The organism is Pseudomonas yamanorum, assembly GCF_900105735.1.
Lineage (GTDB): Bacteria > Pseudomonadota > Gammaproteobacteria > Pseudomonadales > Pseudomonadaceae > Aquipseudomonas > Aquipseudomonas yamanorum.
Genome location: NZ_LT629793.1, coordinates 2,132,125 through 2,153,282, shown reverse-complemented (window position 1 = coordinate 2,153,282; position 21,158 = coordinate 2,132,125). Strand labels below are relative to the sequence as shown.

Sequence of the window (21,158 nt, the reverse complement as noted above, 5' to 3'; positions counted from 1 at the left end):
CCCCACGCGTTCGGCGGCCCTTGTTCAAGCATGCTCTAGAGGAGCCAGTCATGCGTTATATCAGCACCCGCGGCCAGGCACCGGCCCTGAATTTCGAAGACGTTTTGCTGGCCGGTCTGGCCACTGACGGCGGCCTGTATGTGCCGGAAAACCTGCCACGCTTCACCCAGGAAGAAATCGCGTCCTGGGCCGGCCTGCCGTACCACGAGCTGGCGTTCCGGGTCATGCGCCCGTTCGTCACCGGCAGCATCCCGGATGCGGATTTCAAGAAGATCCTGGAAGAAACCTACGGCGTGTTTTCCCACAGCGCCATCGCCCCGTTGCGCCAACTGAACGGCAACGAATGGGTCCTGGAACTGTTCCACGGCCCGACCCTGGCGTTCAAGGATTTCGCCCTGCAACTGCTGGGTCGCCTGTTGGACTACGTGTTGGAAAAACGCGGCGAGCGCGTGGTGATCATCGGCGCCACTTCCGGTGATACCGGCTCGGCGGCGATCGAAGGTTGCAAGCACTGCGAAAACGTCGACATCTTCATCCTGCACCCGCACAACCGCGTGTCGGAAGTGCAGCGTCGGCAGATGACCACGATCTTCGGTGAGAACATCCACAACATCGCCATCGAAGGCAACTTCGATGACTGCCAGGAAATGGTCAAGGCCAGCTTCGCCGACCAGAGCTTCCTCAAGGGCACGCGCCTGGTGGCGGTAAACTCGATCAACTGGGCGCGGATCATGGCCCAGATCGTCTACTACTTCCATGCGTCCCTGCAGTTGGGCGGCCCGGCGCGTTCGGTGTCGTTCTCGGTGCCAACCGGCAACTTCGGCGACATCTTCGCCGGTTACCTGGCGCGCAACATGGGCCTGCCGATCAACCAGTTGATCGTCGCCACCAACCGCAACGACATCCTGCACCGCTTCATGAGTGGCAACCAGTACGTCAAGGAAACGCTGCACGCCACGCTGTCGCCGTCGATGGACATCATGGTGTCATCGAACTTCGAACGCTTGCTGTTCGACATGCACGGTCGCAACGGCGCTGCCCTGGCTGGCCTGATGGACAGCTTCAAGCAAGGTGGCGGTTTCAGCGTCGAGCAAGAGCGCTGGACCGAAACCCGCAAGCTGTTCGACTCCCTGGCCGTGGATGATGCAGAAACCTGCGAGACCATTGCCGAAGTCTACGCCCAGACCGGCGAGCTGCTGGACCCGCACACCGCCATTGGCGTCAAGGCCGCGCGCGAATGCCGTCGCAGCCTGGACATCCCGATGGTAATTCTCGGCACTGCGCACCCGGTCAAATTCCCGGAAGCGGTGGAGAAGGCGGGTGTTGGCAAGGCACTGGAATTGCCGCCGCACCTCACCGACCTGTTTGAGCGTGAAGAGCGTTGCACGGTATTGGCCAATGACCTGAAAGCGGTGCAGGCGTTTGTCAGCCAGCATGGCAATCGCGGCAAGCCACTCTGATCCAACGGCTTTACGTGGTAGCTCAAGCCCGTCTTCGTGACGGGCTTTTTCATTCTGGCGAGCCATACTTGCGCGGCGACCAACAAGAATAATCAAGGAAACCCAACCGGTGTATTTATCGACCCGCGCGTGTGTGTGGCTGGCAGGTGTGCTGTTGCTTGTGCAGGGTTCGGCAAGCCTTGCGGCTGTCAGCCTGCCGTTCAAGCTGGTACCGGCGTTCATTGCCCTGGAGCCCATGCCCCTGACGGCCAGCGAGCAGCAATGGCTGGCGGCGCATCGACCGTTGAAGGTGGGCATCTCGATTGATGACTATCAGCCAATTGATATCACCCGCGACCGCAATCGCTACCAGGGCATCAGCGCTGATTACCTGAGCCTGATCGGCGCGCGCCTGAATGCACCGATGCAAGTACTGGGGTTCGCCGAGCGGGCGCAGGCGGTGGAAGCCTTGCGTAACGGCACCATCGATATTCTCACCAGTGCCAACGGTTATGAGCGCGACGTATCGGGGCTGCGCTTTACCGAAGACTACATGCCGGATCGTTCGGTGGTGGTTGTGCGCCGGGATGACACCACCCAGAACGAAGACCTCAATGACAAGAAGCTGGTGTTGCTGGACGGCTACGCCAACGTCAAGAACGTCCATCTCGCATATCCCGGCAGCCACATCATGCTGGCACCGAATCTCTACAGCGGCCTGGAAGCGCTGAAGCAAGGTGATGCCGATGCGTTTATCGGCAACGAAGTGATCGTGCGCGCCTACAAGTCTTTGCGGCCCTACCTGGGCTTGCAGATCAAGGTGGAAAGCCGGCTGGCACCCATCGGTTTCGCCTTTGCCACACGGGAGGCCGACCCGCTGCTGGGGACGATGATGGATCAGGCGCTGGCGAGCATCGATGACTCCGTGCGGCGAGAGATCCTCGCGCGCTGGACCACCGGCCTGGGCGTCGGCATTGCCGCCGAGCGCATCGCCTTGTCGGCCCAGGAGCGGGCCTGGGTGCTCCAGCATCCCCATGTGGTGGTGGCATCCCAACAACTCTCGCCCTATGTATTCAAGGACAAGGACGGCCAATGGGTAGGGCTGAATGTGGACCTGCTCAACCGCATTTCACGCATGACCGGTTTGCAGTTCGTCATGGAGGAAGTGTCTTCCACGGCGCAAACCCTGGCGTTGCTGGAAACGGGCAGGGCGGATATGAACACCACGTTGGCCGAAAATCAGGAGCGCAAGGCATTCCTGAATTTCAGCCATGGTTTTGGGGGTTCCGGCTGGGTGTTTATCCAACGTGCGGACGCACCGCCAGTGGCCAGTTTGAGCGAGCTGTCAGGCAAGGTCCTGGCGCTGCCGGCACGCCATGTCCTGGAGGGGTACATTCGTCGCGAGCACCCCGGGATCAAGCTGCACCCGGTGGATAACTATGCCCAGGCCCGTGAGCTGGTAACGCAGGGCCGCGCGGCGGCGACCATCCAGAGTGAAGTGGAAGTTCAGAGTTACCCGGCCGATGAGCTGCGCATTGGTCGCAGTGTCGAGGGCAAGTGGTCGGCCAACAGCCTGTCGGTGCGCAAGGACCAACCGGAACTGTTGAGCATTATGAACAAGGCACTGGAAGCGCTGCCGGTCGCGGAGTTGAGTGCTTTGCGCTTGCGTTGGCTGGGTACCGTGCCGGTCCCGGTGCCGGCCTGGCAGCGCGTGCCGCCATGGGCCTATTGGACGGTCGCCATGGCGTTGCTATTTGTGCTGGTGTCCCTGGCCTGGAACAGCCGCCTCAAGCGCCAGATTCGCCAGCGCCTGCAGGCCGAGCAACGGCTCAACGACCAGTTGGCATTTAAACGCGCGTTGCTGGATGGCATGCCCAACCCGGTGTTTGTCCGTGATCTGGAAGGACGCCTGGTGACCTGCAACACCAGCTATGAACAACAGTTGAACACCCGGCGTGAGCACATCCAGGGCCTGACGCTGATGGAAAGCGGATTGATGCCTGACGCAACGGCCGCGCGCCTGCACGCCGGCCATATGGAACAGTTGGCGACCCAGCAGTCGCTGTTCGTCGATCGGCAACTGGAGTTCAACGGCGGGGCGTTTCATGTCTATCAGTGGACGGTGCCGTTCTTTGACGCCAAGGGCCAATTGCAAGGGTTGCTCGGTGGCTGGATCGACATCAACGAGCGCAAGGTCCTGGAGCACCAACTGATGGATGCGCGCCAGGCTGCTGATGAAGCGAACTACGCCAAAAGCGCCTTTCTCTCGACCCTGAGCCACGAGATTCGCACGCCGATGACCGCCATCATCGGTCTGCTTGAGTTGGAGCAAGAGCGTGCCCTGGCCGAAGGCAATCCGGTGTCTGAAGCGCTGCGGGTAGCCCATCGCTCGGCACGTGAGTTGATTGCCCTGATGGGTGACAGCCTGGACCTGGCGAAGATTGAAGCCGGTCATCTGCAACTGGCGCCGCAGACCACTGACTTGAAAGCATTCTTTGAGGGCATACAGCGGCTGTTTGAAGCCATGGCGCAGAAAAAAGGCCTGCACTTGACCCTCGCCTTCGATCCTGCGGCGCAAGGGCACTACTGGTTCGACCCGCTGCGCCTGCGCCAGGTGATCCATAACCTGTTGGGCAATGCGATTAAATTCACCCAGCACGGCGAGGTTCGGGTCAGTGTCGCGCGCAAGCTCGACCAGGCGGGAGCTGAATACTTGCACATCTGCGTGGAGGACAGCGGCCTGGGTATCAGCATCGAGCAGCAGGCGCGGGTGTTCAAACCGTTTATCCAGGTCAGTGCAATGACGGCTGCCGAGCACGGTGGCACGGGGCTGGGCTTGAGCATCTGCCAGCAACTGGTGGAGTTGATGGGCGGCAGCATCACCTTGAGCAGTGTTGTGGGACAGGGCACGGTGGTGTGCATCGAGCTGTACCTGGACCGGGTCAGCAGCGATGACGTGCCAGCGGCACCTGCGGTGTTGTTGCCCGTCGCCGGCCGCAGCCTGTCGGTGCTGGTGGTGGATGACCTGCCGGCCAACCGTCTGGTACTGGTTCAGCAGTTACAGTTCCTTGGCCATCAGGTGGTGGCCGTCGACTCCGCCGAGGCTGCCTTGCAGCATTGGCGCAACGAGGTGTTTGATCTGTTGGTCACCGACTGCAACATGCCGGGCATGTCCGGCTACGCCTTGAGCGAGGCCATCCGCCGGCTTGAAGCCCAGGAGCAACGGCCACGCCTGGCGCTGGTGGGGTGCACGGCAAATGCCCAGGATGACGAACAGCAGCGCTGCCGGGAGGCGGGAATGGATGAACTGCTGGTCAAGCCCGTGACCCTTGAACACTGGACACGCGTGCTCGCCCGGGTGGCGCCTGCGCGCTCTTTCAGTATCGAAACCTTGCGCACCATGACCCAGGCCGACGGGCCGGTTTTGCTGCGGATGTTGGAGGAACTGGCGAGGAGCCTTGAGCAGGAACATAACTTGATGGTCGCCGCTATGACGGACCACGACCAGGCCCGGCTGGCCGCTTCGCTGCACCGCCTGAAGGGCATTTGCTGCCTGGTGGATGCGTTGCCGCTGGCCAAGGCCTGTGTGGCGCTGGAAGGCTGTCTTCGGGAACAGCGCAACGCTGAGGTTGAAATGCATTGGTTAGCGCTGCGCCAGGCATTGGTCGAATTCCAGCGCGAGCTTGATACCTATCTGGATCGGTCCGAATAAGACATGTCCTATGGGGAATGCGCGGGGTTTTTACTAGTCTGTGCGCCCTCGCTTGTCCCCGGTAAAGTTTTCATGCGTTCCCTCAAAGTCCTGATCCTCGAAGATAACCCGTTCCAACTGATGGCCCTGCATCAGATGCTCAATGCCAACGGCGTATTCAATGTACGCACTGCCGAAACGGTTGACGCCGCTCGGCAGTCACTGGAGAGCAAGGGCGCGGTGGACATTGCGATTTGCGATCTGTACCTGGAGCAGGGCGATGGCCTGGAGCTGATCCGCGAACTGGCTGAACGTCGCCAGGCTCAGGTGTTGATCTTGTTGAGCAACGCCGAGCCCGAGGTGTTGGAGGGCGTGGCGAACATGGCGCGGCAGTTGGGGCTCATCGTGCTCGGCTGCTTGCCCAAGCCCGCATCGGCAAAGTTGATCGGGCAAGTCCTGACGGCGTGCCAGGAACGCCTGCGGCCCGGGCCGGCGGCGATGTCCTGGGAGCAGGTGCGCCAGTTGCTGGGTTTGAGCGAAATCGAGGTGTTGCCACCTTCAGCCGATCTGAGCCAGGCGGTTATCGCACGCTGTGGCACGGTCTGGTATCAGCCCATCGTCAGCCAGGCCGGTGCGTTGCAAGGTGTTGAAGCGCTGGCGCGCTGGCAGCTTCCTGAAGGCGGGCTGTTGTTGCCTGATGAGTTTCTACCGGTGCTGGAGTTTGCCGGAATGGAAGAGGCGTTTACCTGGCACGTGTTGGAGCAAGCGTTGGGCCTGGCGGCACACGTCATGCGCGAGACCGGCCAGGCGCTGCCGGTGGCGGTGAATATCCCAGGGCGAATGCTGGAGCGCGCGCACTTTCCCCAAGTGCTGCAAGGCTTGCTGCAACTTCACGGCGTGCCCGCTCACGGCCTGACCCTCGAACTGGTGGAAACCTCGCGCTTGAACACCGACAGCGCCCACGTCACCGGCTTGCTGCGTTTGCGGATGATGGGGTGCAAGCTGTCCATTGGTGATTTCGGCGTGGGTGGCACCAGCCTGCAACGCTTGCTGGAATTGCCCTTCAGCGAATTGAAGATCCCGCCGGCGTTTGCCAGCGGCATGGCCAAGGACGATCGCAAGGCCGCAGTGGTTGCCGGCGCCATGAGTATGGCGGGGCGACTGGGTGTAGGGGTGGTGGTGACCGGGGTTGAAAGTGCCGCCGATTATCACGCGGTGAGTGAGTTGGGGGCTGCGTGGTTGCAAGGCTGTTTTATCGCCCGGCCCATGGATGCCGAGGCACTGAAACAGTGGATCGCGTTTCAGGCTAGGCCAGCCCGTGTTCCTGCACATAGATAAATAACGCCGCGTCGTTGCTCAGGCCCAGCTTGCGCATGGCGCTGACTTTTTGCGCGCTGACGGTCTGCTTGCTGCGATGAAGATTCGCGGCGATCTCGCCTACCGTCAAGCCTCCGGCCAACAGGCGAATGACTTCCAGTTCACGGGGTGACAGTTGATCCTGGGAGTGCACGCGATCGACACCTGCCAGGTTCAGTGACTGGCTGATGGTCTGGGCCACGTAACGTTGCTGCCGGCGTACCTGGCGAATCGCTTCAGGCAATTCGTCCGCGAGACTGGCCTTGCTCAGCAGGCCCATGACGCCCAACTCCAGGATGGCGTGGAACAGGCCTGCGTTGTTCAGCATGGTCACCACCACAATGGGCAGGGCCGGGTGATGCCGGCGCAGTTGTTCAATCAGGCGCAAGCCATCGGCCTGGGGCTCGGCGGGCATCATGAAGTCGGTGACCAGTACGTCACAGGGGCAATGTTGCAGTAGCTCGGCAAGTGCCTGGGGTGAATTGGCTTCACCGACGATGGTCAGCCGTTCGTCACGTTCCAGGACCGCCCGCAGACCGATGAGGAAAATCGGATGGTCGTCGGCGAGTACGATGCGCAATGGCTTATCAGACGCTTCTTTCAATACAGGCTCCCGGGGTAATTTGGGGATTCTAGCCTGTTAATGGGAGGGATGGCCGGAGTGGCGTTTTAACGATCGGCAAAACAACGCCGCTTTCCCTTCCTTGGGTTAGCGGCGGTTGCGTTTCAGGCAGCCCTGGTCGTAGGGCGCGTTTACGCGAGTAGCTTTTGCGCGATTGCCATGACGGTCCCGACAGCCGTGAAGAAGCCTATGGCGATACCCACGGGGTACCAGAAATTCTCACGGGTTATCTTGTGGGATTCTGCGTTGAGCTTGCGTTGTTCGGCATAAATTCGTGATATGTCAGCGTGAATTTTCTCTAGTACAGCCTGCTCTTTGTTGTGTTCCAGCATGGTCGTCATCCTTCGAAATGGGGGCTTTTGATAGGCCTGTGTGGCAGCGTGACCCGTACTCACCGAGTATAGGATTCACCCTCGGCATCAGCGCCAAAACGGCAACTCATTGAGTAAGCAGTTATGTGCTGCCGTTTTTTGGTTGTCATGTTGCAAGCGCATGCTGGACACGTCATCCCCGGCAACCCTTGAAAGACGAAAAAGCGAACTTTCCTACGACACAAATAGTCACTTAGGATAGATGCAGCTCCCGTTTACACGATTGTTCCCGAACTATTGAGTGGTGATCGAGATGGAAAGTATCAGCCTATTGCTCGGTGAAGCACTGAGCCCTTATCAGGTCACGCTGACCACCTCGGGTGTGCAGGGCGAATGCCTGGTAACCGTAAAGAATCCGGCCGGTGCCATTGTGGTCGAACGTGAAGTCGACCAGGCGCAATTGACCGACAAGCGTGCATTGGTGGATGTGGTGGACTGCTTGCACCGCGACCTGATGATCGCCGAAGGACGCCTGGAACCCTCGGTCATGGCGGCCCTGCGCAATGCGGCCCTGACTCGGCCGAATGCCTGTGCATGAAGATTTATTTTTGTTGGGAACCTTCCTACGGTAAGGCGAGTCAGATTTTGTAACAGCGAGATCAAGCATTGTGCTCCGGTGCTTGTGGCTCGTTGTTACTGGTCTTTTTAGGCCCTTATTAACCCCGAGTTGTCTCCCCACTGCTCGGGGTTTCTTTTTGCCCGCGATTTGTCAGGGCCTCGGGGCCTCCTGGAAAAACGTCGGGTTGTCTTGCAGGTATCGATCACGCATGACCGGGTCGAGCCAAGAGGCGTAGGACTGCCGCAGTTGCTCCTGCGGGATTTCGCGCAGTACCTGATTGATCCGCCCGATAGCCTCGCGTCCTGCTGCGGTATCCGTGCAGCCGATATGGGTCAGTTGATAGGGCGGGGTGCCCTTGATGGGATAAAAGATCAGGTCCTGGGGATCGATGCCCTGTTGCAGGGCCTGATAGCGAACTTCTGTCCAGTAACCCAACACCGCCTCCAGCCGCCCCTTTCGCTGCATTTGCAGCAGGCTGCCGAGGGCGTCATTGCCGTAGTGCGGGGCCAGTTTGTGAACACTGGCGTGCTTGAGCGCTTCATCGATAAGGGCGCCATAACTGCGTTCGGCGATGATGCCAAGGCGCGCATCCCGGGCATTCAAAAACGCTTCCAGGTCAAACATTCCATCCACCACAAACGGCGCCAGCGCTGCCCGCTGACTTTGGCGGATGGTCACCCCATTGCTCACCGTCGCAAAGGCTTGGGCGGAAAATACAACGGTTTTGGCGCGTTCTGCTGTCCGCAGCAGGGACGGGTCGCACGTCAGCGTGTCTGGGTCGCGGAGCATTTGCATACCGCGGGCGCGGTTCACGTGGAGGATCCTGTGTCGATACTCCGGCATATGCTCGGCGAGTATCGGCAGCAGTTGGTCGAGGGCACCCTGGCCCTTTTGCGGGCCGTCGAAAATTGTCACGGGCGGCAGGTCACGCAGCAGCCAGATCAAGGTGCCTTGGGCCTGGCTTGATAGCGGCCACGCCCCGAGCAGTGAACCCAGCAGGCACAGGCGAATGATGAAGCGCCGGGCCATCAGATCGCGCCATTCTCACGCAGGCGGGTAATGGCGGCCGCGTCGTAGCCCAATTCATTGAGCACCACGGCGTTGTGCTCACCCAGTTGTGGTCCGACCCACTCACAACTACCCGGCGTGTCTGAAAGTTTGGGCACGATACCGGGCATCTTGAAGTCCTTGCCGCCTGGAAGCTGGGCCTTGAGGAACATTTCGCGGGCGAGAAACTGCGGGTCTCCCAGCATGTCCTCAGCGCTGTAGATACGACTGGCGGGCACTTCGGCCTTGTTCAGTTGCTCCACCACTTGCTCCAGCGGCAGCGAGTTGACCCAGCGATCAATCACCCCATACAACTCATCGCGCCGACTGTCGCGGCCATCGTTGCTGGCCAGGGCCGGGTCATTGGCCAGGTCGTCCCGACCAATGGCCGACATGAACCGCTTGAAGATCGCATCGCCATTGGCGCCGATCTGCACATGCTTGCCATCCTGGCTGGTGTGGATCGAGGACGGCGTGATGCCCGGCATGATGTTGCCGGTGCGCTCGCGGATAAAGCCAAATACGTCGAACTCCGGGATCATGCTTTCCATCATCGCGAAGATCGCTTCATACAGCGCCACATCCACCACCTGGCCGAGCCCGCCGTTCACTTCACGATGACGCAGGGCCATCAGCGCGCCGATCACGGCCCACAACGCCGCGATTGAGTCACCGATGGAAATCCCGGTGCGCACCGGCGGGCGGTCCTCGAAACCGGTGATGTAACGCAGACCCCCCATGGATTCGCCCACCGCACCAAACCCTGGCTGGTCCTTCATCGGTCCGGTCTGGCCAAAGCCCGAAAGGCGCACCATCACCAGTTTCGGGTTCAGGGCGTGCAAGGTTTCCCAGCTCAGACCGAGCTTTTCCAGCACGCCAGGGCGAAAGTTCTCAATCAGGATGTCGGCATCCGCCAACAGCTGCTTGAGGATCGCCAGGCCGTCAGGGTGTTTCAGGTTCAGGGTCAGGGATTTCTTGTTACGCGCCTGCACAAACCACCACAGCGAGGTGCCTTCATACAGCTTGCGCCACTTGCGCAGCGGGTCGCCGCCATCCGGGGATTCGACCTTGATCACCTCGGCGCCGAACTCGGCACAGATACGGGATGCAAACGGGCCGGCGATCAAGGTGCCAAGTTCGATGACTTTCAGGCCGGCAAGTGGTTTGGCGGTAAACGACATGAGGAACCTTTCGGGCAGGGCAGGGATGTGAGCCTTTTAACATAGGCGAGTCGCGCAGTGATAAGGATGATGCAGCGCAGGATTCGTTGAATCAGCTCGCCATCGGTTAGACTTGCCGCCTTTCCCTGTCTCTAGAAGTCCGTTCATGGCCCAGCCGTCCACGACCTACAAGTTTGAACTCAACCTCACCGACCTTGATCGTTCGGTGTACGAGAGCGTCAAGCAGACCATCGCCCGCCACCCTTCGGAAACCGAAGAGCGCATGACCGTGCGTTTGCTGGCCTACGCACTTTTCTACAACGAACAGTTGTCTTTTGGTCGTGGCCTGTCAGATGTAGACGAACCAGCGCTGTGGGAAAAAAGCCTGGATGACCGCGTCCTGCACTGGATCGAAGTTGGCCAGCCGGACGCGGACCGCTTGACCTGGTGTTCCCGCCGTACCGAACGCACCACCTTGCTGGCCTATGGCAGCTTGCGCGTCTGGGAAGGCAAAGTGGTGCCGGTGGCGAAGAACCTGAAAAACGTGAGCATCGCCGCCGTACCCCAGGAAATCCTGGAAGTCCTGGCCAAGGACATGCCCCGGGTGATCAAGTGGGACGTGATGATCAGCGAAGGCACGATCTTCGTGACTGACGACCGTGGCCAGCACGAAGTCCAGCTGGAATGGCTGGCTGGCGAGCGCGGCTGAAACGTCGATACCTGATTGGATGCTGGTCGAGTGTGGGAGCTGTCGAGCGTTAGCGAGGCTGCGATGCAGGCGCTGAGGTCTGACAGGTACACCGAGGTGATCCTGTTGCAGCCTCGCTGGGGCTCGACAGCTCCTACAAGGGATCACCGCTAATTTTCAACATTAAAGAGAAGCTTCCGTCACCCCATGCGTATCGATCCTCGCCCGTTGCCCGCCGTCCTGCCATTCCTCGGTGAATTGCCACCGTTGTTGACCCGTCTCTACGCCGCACGCGGGGTGCAATCGGAAGCCGAGCTGGATAAAAGCCTGGCCCGGCTGATTCCGTATCAGCAGCTCAAGGGCATCGATGCCGCCGTGGACCTGCTGGTGACGGCTCTGGAACAGCGCCAGCGGATACTGATCGTGGGTGACTTCGACGCCGATGGCGCCACCGCCAGCACCGTGGGCACCCTGGGCCTGCGTTTGTTGGGTGCCGCCCACGTCGACTACCTGGTGCCCAACCGTTTCGAATACGGCTACGGCCTGACCCCGGAAATCGTCGCCGTGGCCTTGCAACGCGAGCCACAGCTGCTGATCACCGTGGACAACGGCATCTCCAGCGTCGAAGGCGTGGCGGCGGCGAAAGCGGCGGGGCTCAAGGTACTGGTTACCGACCACCACTTGCCCGGCGATGAACTGCCGGCGGCGGATGCGATCGTCAACCCGAACCAGCCGGGCTGTGAATTTCCCAGCAAGGCGTTGGCCGGTGTAGGCGTGATCTTCTACGTGCTGATGGCCCTGCGCGCGCGTTTGCGCAGCCTTGGCTGGTACGAGAACAAGCCGCAGCCGAACATCGGTGAACTGCTGGACCTGGTGGCCCTGGGCAGCGTGGCCGACGTGGTCCCGCTGGACGCCAACAACCGCATCCTGGTCTATCAAGGCCTGGAGCGTATTCGTGCCGGTCGCGCTCGCCCGGGGATCAAGGCGATCCTCGAAGTGGCCAAGCGCGATCACGCCCGCATCACCTCCACCGACCTCGGGTTTATCCTCGGCCCGCGCCTGAACGCCGCCGGTCGCCTGGATGACATGAGCCTGGGCATCGAATGCCTGCTCACCTCGGATTTCGCCGCCGCCCGGGAAATGGCCGCGCAGCTGGACGGCATGAACCAGGACCGCAAATCCATCGAGCAAGGCATGCAGCGTGAGGCCCTGGCCCAGCTCAAGGACTTGCCGGTGGAGTCGATGCCGTATGGCTTGTGCCTGTTCGACCCGGAATGGCACCAGGGCGTGATCGGTATCCTCGCCTCGCGGATGAAAGAGCGCTACTTCCGCCCGACCATCGCCTTTGCCGATGCCGGGGATGGCCTGCTCAAGGGCTCCGGGCGTTCCGTGCCCGGCTTTCACATCCGTGACGCGCTGGCCGTGGTGGCCAGCCAGCACCCAACGCTGATCGCCAAGTACGGCGGCCACGCCATGGCGGCGGGGCTGACATTGCCCGAGGCCAACTTCCCACTGTTCGCCGAAGCCTTTGACGCCGAAGTGCGCCGCCAACTGCGTGAAGAAGACCTGACGGGCCGATTGCTGTCCGACGGCACCCTGGCGGTTGAAGAGTTTCACCTGGAACTGGCCCGCGCCCTGCGCAATGCCGGGCCGTGGGGCCAGCATTTCCCCGAGCCGTTGTTTCACGGGGTGTTCCAGTTGGTGGAGCAGCGTGTCGTTGGCGAGCGGCACCTGAAAGTGGTGCTCAAGAGCGAATGCGGTTCGGTGAAGCTCGATGGCATCGCCTTCGGCATCGACCGCGAGATCTGGCCCAACCCGACCATTCGCTGGGTGGAACTGGCCTACAAGCTCGACGTGAACGAGTTCCGTGGCCAGGAAACCGTGCAACTGATGATCGCGCATATCGAGCCACGCTGAACCCTGTGCAATCCTCTGTTGTCGACTAGTCTCTAAGCACTGTGTGATCGGTCTTGTGACCTTGTCTTATTTCAGCCCGCCGGGGACGGGTTTTTCGTCGACCTTTCAAACAGAACCCTGGAGCCTGCCCACTGCATAAAAGAGGTGCCCCATGAGTCTGCTGCTTGAACCCTATACCCTGCGCCAACTGACCTTGCTCAACCGCATCGCTGTTTCGCCGATGTGCCAGTATTCCAGTGTCGATGGCCTGGCCAATGACTGGCACCTGGTGCACCTCGGCAGCCGTGCCGTCGGTGGCGCCGGGCTGATCTTTACCGAAGCCACCGCCGTGACTGCCGATGGCCGCATCACCGCCCAGGACCTGGGCCTGTGGAACGACGAACAGATCGAACCCCTGCAACGCATCACGCGCTTCATCAACGCCCAAGGCGCGGTGGCGGGCATTCAACTGGCCCACGCCGGGCGCAAGGCCAGCACGCACCGGCCATGGATCGGCAAGCACGGCAGCGTCAAGCTGGAAGACGGCGGTTGGGTGCCGGTGGGGCCTTCGCCGATTGCCTTCGATCCGCAGCACACTTCACCCAAGCAACTGGACGAAGGGCAGATCCAGCAAGTGGTCGCTGACTTCGTCGCTGCCGCCAAGCGTGCGTTGACTGCCGGTTTCAAAGTGGCGGAAATCCACGCAGCCCACGGCTACCTGCTGCATCAGTTTCTTTCGCCCCTGAGCAATCAACGTCAGGACCAGTACGGCGGCTCGTTCGAAAACCGCATTCGCCTGGTGCTGCAAGTGACCACGGCGGTGCGTGAAGCCTGGCCTCAAGAGTTGCCGCTGTTTGTGCGGGTCTCGGCCACCGACTGGGTCGAAGACGGCTGGAACCCGGATGAAACCGTCGAACTGGCGCGCCGCCTGAAAGACCTGGGCGTCGACCTGATCGACGTCTCCTCCGGCGGCACCGCGGCCAATGCGGAAATTCCTACAGGCCCCGGTTACCAGACCCGCTTCGCCGAGCGCGTGCGCAAAGAGTCGGGAATTGCCACCGGCACTGTGGGCATGATTACCGAGCCGGCCCAGGCCGAGCACATCCTGCGTACTTGCCAGGCCGATATCATCTTCCTCGCCCGTGAGCTGCTGCGTGACCCGTACTGGCCGTTGCATGCCGACGACGACCTCGGTGGGCGCAAGGCGACCTGGCCGGCGCAGTATCAGCGGGCCACCCATCGCCACCAGCCGATTCATGAGTCCGATTTGCGGGATTGATCTGCACAGCAATCGTGGTAAACATGAAAGCCCGCCGTTGGACCGGCGGGTTTTTTATTGGCTTCAATACCGGAGAAACTCATGTTGCACCTGATCTGCGGCAAAATCGCATCCGGCAAATCGACCTTGACCCAGCAGTTGTCGCAGGCTCCCCAGACGGTATTGATCAGCGAGGATGAGTGGCTGTCACGCCTTTATCCCGGACAGATCCAGGCCCTGGGCGACTACGTGCGCTGCACCGGCCACCTGCGCGATGCGTTGACGGCCCATGTCATCTCGCTGCTCAAGGCTGGCGTCTCGGTGGTGCTGGATTTCCCGGCCAATACCCAGGCCAGCCGTCGCTGGATGCGGTCTTTGTTCGAGGGCGCGGGCGCCGATCACCAATTGCATTACCTGGACGTGCCGGACGAGGTCTGCAAGGCACGTCTGCGTGCACGTAATGCTGCTGGTACCCACGCGTTTGAAACCAGTGATGCCCAGTTCGATTTGATCACCGGCTATTTCGAAGCGCCAACGCCTGGGGAAGCCTTCAACCTTGTTCACCATCACCCCTCGGACGCACAGCATGTTGATCAAGCGTGACCTGGCCGAAAAAGATCTGCCGTTGCTGGCACTGATTGACCGCACCGAACGGGTCGATGAGTGCTATCGCGTGGAACACGGTGAGTTGCGGCTATACCCCGAGCACCACGACATGCAAGGCTGGCCTGAGGGCGAAGCCGAGCAGGATGCCGTGGCCCTGCACGCGTGCCTGAAGCGCGGCGGCTGGCTGCATGGGGTGTTCGACGGCCAAACGTTGCTGGCCGCCGTGGTGGTGGACAACCGGGTTATCCACAACCAGGGCCTGCACATGCGCCAGCTCAAGTTTTTGCATGTGAGCCATGGTGCCCGTGGTCTGGGCCTGGGTGGCCAGCTGTTTGCCCTGGCCTGTGAGCACGCCCGCACGGCGGGGGCCGAGGCGCTCTATGTATCGGCCACCGAGTCGCGTAACACGGTGGAGTTCTATCTCCGGCACGGCTGCCACCTGCTCAAGCAGCCGGATCCCGAGCTGTATCAACAGGAACCGGACGACATCCACCTCTACCGGCCACTTGTGGGATAAAGCTGTAGGTGACTGCCCTATAAGCATTTTTTTAAGTGATTACTCTAAAAAAATCACACGGCCGGCAAGATAGTTTCTACGCTTACAGTAAGTCTGGTTTCTGGCCCAGGAAGTCGGCTTGATGAGCCTCGCGGGTCGAACTGCGGGATGAGGTTATGGGCAACCAGGAGCAGTTGACTGATACGAGGAGACAGTCCATGGCCAAGTCTTATGGTGTTGCGGGTGTTGTGTCGTCCTTTCTGGCCCGACGCATGGCGTTGCGTGGCCGGCGGTTGAGTTCGGACGAGGCGGAATTGCTGGAACAGTACCGCGCCCTGACCGAGAGTGATCAGGTGGCGATGCGGTACTTGATCGGGGCGATGAAGAGTATTTCGCGGTTCTGAAAGCGCCGAAGGGATGTTCCCACGCGAGCGTGGGAACGTTCGGTATCAGGTGTACTTGCGCTTGTCTGGCGCGGGTGGGAAGTACTGGTACAGCCAGGTTTCGCTCAAGGTGCGGTCCTGGGTGCGGATGAACAGCCGCAGTTCAACCGGCTCGACACTGTCGCTGGTGGGGTACCAATCAAACAGGATTCGATAACCCTTGATTGCATCCAGCACCAACACGCTGAAGTCTTTGACCTCACCATGGGAGCACGTCACCACCGGTTCGATCCCGGTGCCTTCAGGCAGACGATCCAGCCCGCCGCCGTTGAAGTCCACCGCAAAGCGCCGCGCCCAGACTTCAGGGTAATGCTCCCCCGGTGCCCAACCTTCGGTAAAACCGCCCATGCCCGAACGGGTGGCGTTGACCTGCGCCAGTGGCGTGCTGACCGGCGGCAGGGCGCTCCAGTACAGCTTGTAGCCGTAGTTCAGGGATTCGCCGGCTGCCACGGGTTTCTTCGGGGTCCAGAAGGCCACGATGTTGTCCAGGGTCTCGCCGGTTGTAGGAATTTCCAGCAGGTCGATAGAGCCTTCGCCCCACGCAGTTGTAGGTTCTACCCACAGGCTTGGACGCTTGCTGTACCAGTCCACGGTGTCCTGGTAGCTGGCGAACTCATGGTCGGTCTGCACCAGGCCGAAGCCTTTCGGGTCTTTGTCGGCAAACGCGTTGAATTGCAGGGTGGCCGGGTTGTTCAGCGGGCGGCAGATCCACTCGCCATTGCCGCGCCACATGGCCAGGCGATCCGAATCGTGGATCTGTGGGTGGATGGTGTCGCACATCCGCCGCTCAACCGTGCCGCAGCTGAACATGCTGGTCATCGGCGCGATGCCCAGTTGCTCGATGGCGGTGCGTGCGTTGATGTGGGCGTCGATGCCCATCACCACCTGGTTGGCCTGGCAGTCGATATCGAAGCGGTAGGCACCGGTGGCGCTTGGTGAATCCAGCAGGGCGTAGACCACGAAGCGGGTGCTGTCCTTGTCCGGGGTTTCGAACCAGAACTTGGTGAAGTCGGGGAATTCCTCGCGCTTCTTCGCGTAGGTATCGATGGCCAGGCCGCGTGCGGAAAGGCCGTACTGGCCGGTGGAATCCACCGCGCGGAAGTAGCTGGCGCCGAGGAAGGACAGCACGTCATGGCGGTCCAGTTCCGGGGCCTTGAACAGCTTGAAGCCGGAGAAACCCAGGTCGCCGGTCAGCTGCTTGGTGTCTACCGTGGTTTTTTCATAGTTGAACAGCGAAGGGCGGAAGTGCACCTCGCGGGCCTGGCGGGTTTTCGGGTCGACGCTGTACATGCGCACCGGCGTCTTGAAACCCATGCCGACGTGGAAGAACTGCACGTCCAGCTGGCCGTTCAATTCTTTCCACAGCGAATGCTTGCCGTCGTAGCCGATGGCATTGAAGTTCTGTGGGGTCATGGTCGCCAGGGTCGGCGGCAATACCTGCTTGGTGTCCTGATAGCGATTGCCGGCCAACTGCTTGGCCTGGATCTTCAGCGCCTCGAAATCAAAGGCCTGGGCCTCGCCATCAGCGGCGCGATTGCCCGCCCAGGCTTGGGCGGCCAGCAGGCCACTGGCCGATAGACCGGTGTAAGCCGCAATGGCCATGGACGCTTTGAGCAAATTCCTGCGGTGCATAAATACAACCTGTCGTGAACAATCCCGCGCCGTTCCTGGCACGTGCTGGATCAAGGAAAACGGTTCGGACATGCCTTCGGCCAAACGCAACGGACATTAAACAGATGCCAAATAGCTTAAGCGGTTCGGTGCGGAAGGAAAAATGATTGATGGCGGGTTGATGGCGTTGCATGTGAAACAAGACGTTTCTGTGGGAGCCGTGTGGTGAGGGAGCTTGCTCCCGTTGGGTCGCGAAGCGACCCCGGCTCAGGCGATCGAAATCTTTCAGGAATATCTCGATCGCCTGGTTTGGGGCTGCTGCGCAGCCCAGCGGGAGCAAGCTCCCTCTCCACAACAACCTCTTTCTTCAGGAAAACCGGGATTAGCCCACTTCTCCAACCGCCCGATACGCCTCATCAATCGCCGCATGGGCATACGCACTCCACGCCGCATCCGAGTTGGCGATGCTCACATGCCCCAGCGGTTTACGCGCCAGGTCCTTCAGTTTTTCGCTTTGATCGGCATCGTCAAACAAGCTGTTGGAGAAGGTCGCATAGCCGTGTGACCAACGGTTGACAGTGATCGCCAGAATGTCGGTCTGGTGGTTGAAACCGCCCGGGCCGAGCATGCGCTGCAGCTGGTCCCGCAGTTGCGCTTCCAGTTGTTCAAAGGTCTGCCCATACAACTTGCCCCGGCCGGCGCGGGCCTGGTCGCGGCCGTTCATGCCGCTATTGGGGCTGGTGGGCACGTAGACCATGTGCAAACCAATCGGCTGCGTCGGGTCGCGTGGGTGCTCGTAGCCGCCCATGCTCACCGGGTAGTCGAGCTTGATCCGGCTGTAAGGCTGGGTCGCCGCATAAATCTCATGCACCCCCAGCTTCTGGAACGACGTCCAGTTGCGCACCACCACTTTGGTGTAGACCAGCGGGTACTTCACGTTCTGGCTCAGGGCCTGGGCTTGTTCCGCCGGCAGGTCCCGCAGCAGGTACGGGATCATCATGTTGTAGCAGGCCAGGATGCAGCGTTTGCCGCGGACCTGTGCGAGTTGGCCGCCACGGCTGTAGCCGATATGCACGCCGTCGCCGACGTTACGCACACTGACCGCCGTGCTGTTGAGGCGCACCCGTACCGGCGTCTTGGGCTGATCGAGCTTGGCGTAGTCAAACGGCGCCAGCACGATGTCATCCATGGTGTGCCCGGGCGCCACGGCCGGAATCAGGCTGCGCACCAGCAACCGAGCGAGGGACGCGTTGCCGTCGGGGAAGTGGTAGATGTAAGGCTCTTCCATTTCTGCCGCGGCTTCTTCGCTGATAGGCGCGAGGTTCATGCCGCCAAAGCCCGGGAAACCCACGCTGTAGGCATCCGCCGACGCAACGGCATCAATACTCAAGGCCATGAAGTCGTTGGTGCGGCTCTGGAAGTACTTCACCGCGCCTTCCGATAAGCCCACGTCCTTGAGCAGGAAATCGCGGTAGCTGGTGGCCGCCAGATACTCGGCTTTTTCTTCGGCGGACTTGCCCGGCAGGTAATCCTTGGGCGCGACGTGCAGGGCGATCAATACCTGGCGGTCCGCTTCCGGTAGCGGGAAATCATTGATGAAGTCGCTGATGGAGCGGGCGTGCAATTGGTCCGGGGCGATGTCGTCGGCCACCATTGGCGTCGGGTCGCCGGTGACCAGTTTGTCTTCGCCAAAGTTTTCCTTGTCGAAGAACACCCCGCGGGATAAACCCAGCCCCGGGTAGAACTGGCGGTCAAAGGCCGTCTCGAAGCGCTTGATGTTCACCCCGAGTTTCTTCAACAGCCCGTTTACTTCCTTGCTGTAAAGATGATTGGGCGATTGGAACGCTTCGCTGCCGCCGTAGCCGATGATCAGCCGGCCACCGGCCTGGAACTCATTGCGCTTGGCATGCCCGCCGAAGTCGTCGTGGTTCTCCAGGATCAGGATCTTCGCCTTCGGGTGCTTCTCACGGTAGAACCATGCTGCTGACAAACCGCTCAAGCCACCGCCGACCACCACCAGGTCGTAGTCTTCGGTGATCGGCAATTTATTGGTGTCGAAGGCCTTCTTTTCCCAGCCCATCTGGTGGGCAATTTCGAATGAGCCGGCATGACTGCCACGCAAGCCGGTGAGGGCGGGCGGGTAGTAGCGACCATCGGGAGCGGCCTGGAGGATTTGCAGCGGGGTCATACCGGCGGCAATCGTGATGGCGACGCCGTTGAGGAAGTCGCGGCGGGTGATGTCCATGGGAACCTACGAATTATTTATTGTTATTAGGAGACCCCCTGTGGGAGCGGGCCGTTGTGGCGAGGGAGCTCGCTTCGACAGGGGGAAAGGGTCAGTGCTTGAACATCACATGGCGAACGGTGGTGTAGTCCTCCAGGCCGTACATGGACATGTCTTTACCGTAGCCGGACAGTTTCTGACCGCCATGAGGCATTTCGCTGACCAGCATGAAGTGGGTGTTGACCCAGGTGCAGCCGTACTGCAAGCGCGCAGCCAGGCGGTGGGCGCGGCCGACATCGGCGGTCCAGACCGACGACGCCAGGCCGTAGTCCGAATCATTGGCCCAGGCCAATACCTGGGCCTCGTCGTTGAACTTGGTCACCGACACCACCGGCCCGAACACTTCGCGGCGCACGATCTCGTCGTCCTGCTGCGCGTCGGCCAGCACGGTGGGCTCAAAGAAGAACCCGTTGCCTTCCACCGCCTTGCCACCGGTGATCAGGCGGATATGGGATTGCGCCACGGCACGCTCCACAAACCCGGCCACCCGGTCGCGATGCTGCGCGGTGATCAGCGGGCCCAGTTCGGTGTCCGGATCATCCTGCAAACCGTATTTGATACTGGCCACTGCCGCGCCGAGCTTCTCGACAAACGCATCGTAGATATCGGCCTGTGCATAAATCCGACACGCAGCGGTGCAATCCTGGCCGGCGTTGTAGAAACCGAAGGTACGGATGCCTTCCACGGCCGCGTCGATATCGGCGTCGTTGAAGATGATCACCGGCGCCTTGCCGCCCAGCTCCATGTGCATGCGTTTGACGCTGTCGGCGGTGCTGGAAATGATATTGGCGCCGGTGGCAATCGAACCGGTCAGCGACACCATGCGCACTTTCGGATGATTCACCAGCGGGCTGCCAACGGTTGGCCCACGGCCAAACACCAGGTTGAGTACACCGGCCGGAAAAATGTCAGCGGCCAGTTGCACCAGGCGCAGCGCGGTCAGCGGGGTTTGTTCCGACGGCTTGAGCACCACGGTATTACCAGCGGCCAACGCCGGGGCGATTTTCCAGGCGACCATCATCAGCGGGTAGTTCCACGGCGCGATGGAGGCAATGACGCCCACCGGGTCGCGGCGGATCATCGAGGTGTGGCCCGGCAGGTATTCGCCGCCGGCCGAACCGCTCATGCAACGGCTGGCACCGGCGAAGAAGCGGAACACATCGGCCACCGCCGGGATCTCGTCATTCAGCGCAGCGCTGTAGGGTTTTCCGCAGTTGTCGGACTCCAGCTTGGCCAGCTCTTCGCCATGGGCTTCGATAGCGTCGGCGAGTTTCAACAGCAGCAGCGAGCGATCCTTCGGTGGCGTTTGCGACCAGCCTTCAAAGGCGCTGTCGGCGGCGCGCACGGCGGCGTCGACCTGGGCTTCGCTGGCTTCCTTGATCTCCACCAGCACCCGGCCCAACGCCGGGTTGAATACCGGCTGCGCCGGGCCTTCACCTTCGACCAGATGGCCGTTGATCAGCAGTTTGGTTTGCATGGTTCAGTCCTCTTAAAGCTGCATCGTTTCCCCTGCCGAAACCGGTTCAAGTGTGGGAGCGGGCTTGCTCGCGAATGCGGTCTTTCAGTTGATACATCACGTGACTGATACACCGCTTTCGCGAGCAAGCCCGCTCCCACATTTGAATCTCATT

The 21,158-nt window shown here is 61.0% G+C and carries 17 protein-coding genes; 10 read left to right on the top strand and 7 right to left on the bottom strand.

Annotated elements, in window-relative coordinates; genetic code table 11:
* Positions 1–50 precede the first annotated feature (50 nt).
* From thrC to BLU46_RS10365, 3 genes are all read left to right on the top strand, one after another.
* On the top strand, positions 51–1,460 hold the full coding sequence (gene thrC / locus BLU46_RS10375) for a threonine synthase (protein ID WP_003209579.1): 1,410 nt from the start codon (positions 51–53) through the stop codon (positions 1,458–1,460).
* Between the two features lie 109 nt (positions 1,461–1,569).
* Positions 1,570–5,151, top strand: a complete 3,582-nt coding sequence (locus BLU46_RS10370) for a transporter substrate-binding domain-containing protein (protein WP_093201278.1) — start codon at positions 1,570–1,572, stop codon at positions 5,149–5,151.
* 72 nt (positions 5,152–5,223) lie between these two features.
* Positions 5,224–6,468: an EAL domain-containing response regulator gene (locus BLU46_RS10365; RefSeq protein WP_093201274.1), complete on the top strand. Its 1,245-nt coding sequence runs from the start codon at positions 5,224–5,226 to the stop codon at positions 6,466–6,468.
* Here BLU46_RS10365 and BLU46_RS10360 read toward each other — a convergent pair.
* Together BLU46_RS10360 and BLU46_RS10355 are read right to left on the bottom strand one after the other, a co-directional pair.
* Complete coding sequence (locus BLU46_RS10360; RefSeq protein ID WP_093201270.1) at positions 6,437–7,090, bottom strand: response regulator transcription factor; 654 nt, start codon at positions 7,088–7,090, stop codon at positions 6,437–6,439. The genes BLU46_RS10365 and BLU46_RS10360 overlap by 32 nt on opposite strands.
* Before the next feature lie 149 nt (positions 7,091–7,239).
* Positions 7,240–7,440: a hypothetical protein gene (locus BLU46_RS10355; RefSeq protein ID WP_010176820.1), complete on the bottom strand. Its 201-nt coding sequence runs from the start codon at positions 7,438–7,440 to the stop codon at positions 7,240–7,242.
* A gap of 292 nt (positions 7,441–7,732) precedes the next feature.
* Between BLU46_RS10355 and BLU46_RS10350 the strand changes: the two genes are divergently transcribed.
* Positions 7,733–8,017 carry a DUF3509 domain-containing protein gene (locus BLU46_RS10350; protein ID WP_017478706.1) on the top strand — a complete coding sequence of 95 codons (285 nt, stop codon included), beginning with the start codon at positions 7,733–7,735 and terminating at the stop codon, positions 8,015–8,017.
* 171 nt (positions 8,018–8,188) lie between these two features.
* Here BLU46_RS10350 and BLU46_RS10345 read toward each other — a convergent pair whose 3' ends face one another.
* Entirely contained in the window at positions 8,189–9,067 is an 879-nt protein-coding gene (locus BLU46_RS10345) for a TIGR02285 family protein (RefSeq protein ID WP_093201267.1), read from the bottom strand.
* Positions 9,067–10,266, bottom strand: a complete 1,200-nt coding sequence (locus tag BLU46_RS10340; RefSeq protein ID WP_093201263.1) for a CaiB/BaiF CoA transferase family protein — start codon at positions 10,264–10,266, stop codon at positions 9,067–9,069. The genes BLU46_RS10345 and BLU46_RS10340 overlap by 1 nt, the downstream gene beginning before the upstream one ends.
* A gap of 145 nt (positions 10,267–10,411) precedes the next feature.
* On the opposite strand from BLU46_RS10340, the gene BLU46_RS10335 reads away from it, so the two are divergent.
* The 6 genes from BLU46_RS10335 (at position 10,412) to BLU46_RS10310 (ending at position 15,593) form a co-directional block, all read left to right on the top strand.
* Complete coding sequence (locus BLU46_RS10335; protein WP_003209567.1) at positions 10,412–10,954, top strand: YaeQ family protein; 543 nt, start codon at positions 10,412–10,414, stop codon at positions 10,952–10,954.
* A 186-nt stretch (positions 10,955–11,140) separates the two neighbouring features.
* Positions 11,141–12,850, top strand: a complete 1,710-nt coding sequence (gene recJ, locus BLU46_RS10330) for a single-stranded-DNA-specific exonuclease RecJ (RefSeq protein ID WP_076017504.1) — start codon at positions 11,141–11,143, stop codon at positions 12,848–12,850.
* A 151-nt stretch (positions 12,851–13,001) separates the two neighbouring features.
* Positions 13,002–14,108 carry an NADH:flavin oxidoreductase/NADH oxidase gene (locus tag BLU46_RS10325; protein ID WP_093201259.1) on the top strand — a complete coding sequence of 369 codons (1,107 nt, stop codon included), beginning with the start codon at positions 13,002–13,004 and terminating at the stop codon, positions 14,106–14,108.
* Positions 14,109–14,189: 81 nt separating this feature from the next.
* A complete protein-coding gene (locus BLU46_RS10320; RefSeq protein WP_063032958.1) occupies positions 14,190–14,690 on the top strand; it encodes an AAA family ATPase in 501 nt (166 codons plus the stop codon).
* On the top strand, positions 14,674–15,210 hold the full coding sequence (locus BLU46_RS10315) for a GNAT family N-acetyltransferase (RefSeq protein WP_093201254.1): 537 nt from the start codon (positions 14,674–14,676) through the stop codon (positions 15,208–15,210). The genes BLU46_RS10320 and BLU46_RS10315 overlap by 17 nt, the downstream gene beginning before the upstream one ends.
* A gap of 197 nt (positions 15,211–15,407) precedes the next feature.
* Entirely contained in the window at positions 15,408–15,593 is a 186-nt protein-coding gene (locus BLU46_RS10310) for a hypothetical protein (RefSeq protein ID WP_063034055.1), read from the top strand.
* Between the two features lie 45 nt (positions 15,594–15,638).
* Here the strand turns inward: BLU46_RS10310 and BLU46_RS10305 are convergent, their stop codons facing one another.
* The 3 genes from BLU46_RS10305 to BLU46_RS10295 all read right to left on the bottom strand — a co-directional run bounded on the left by BLU46_RS10305 (position 15,639) and on the right by BLU46_RS10295 (position 21,004).
* Positions 15,639–17,264: a glucan biosynthesis protein D gene (locus BLU46_RS10305; RefSeq protein WP_093201250.1), complete on the bottom strand. Its 1,626-nt coding sequence runs from the start codon at positions 17,262–17,264 to the stop codon at positions 15,639–15,641.
* A gap of 361 nt (positions 17,265–17,625) precedes the next feature.
* A complete protein-coding gene (locus tag BLU46_RS10300) occupies positions 17,626–19,488 on the bottom strand; it encodes an NAD(P)-binding protein (protein WP_093201245.1) in 1,863 nt (620 codons plus the stop codon).
* Positions 19,489–19,579: 91 nt separating this feature from the next.
* A complete protein-coding gene (locus BLU46_RS10295; protein WP_093201241.1) occupies positions 19,580–21,004 on the bottom strand; it encodes a gamma-aminobutyraldehyde dehydrogenase in 1,425 nt (474 codons plus the stop codon).
* Positions 21,005–21,158: the final 154 nt, after the last annotated feature.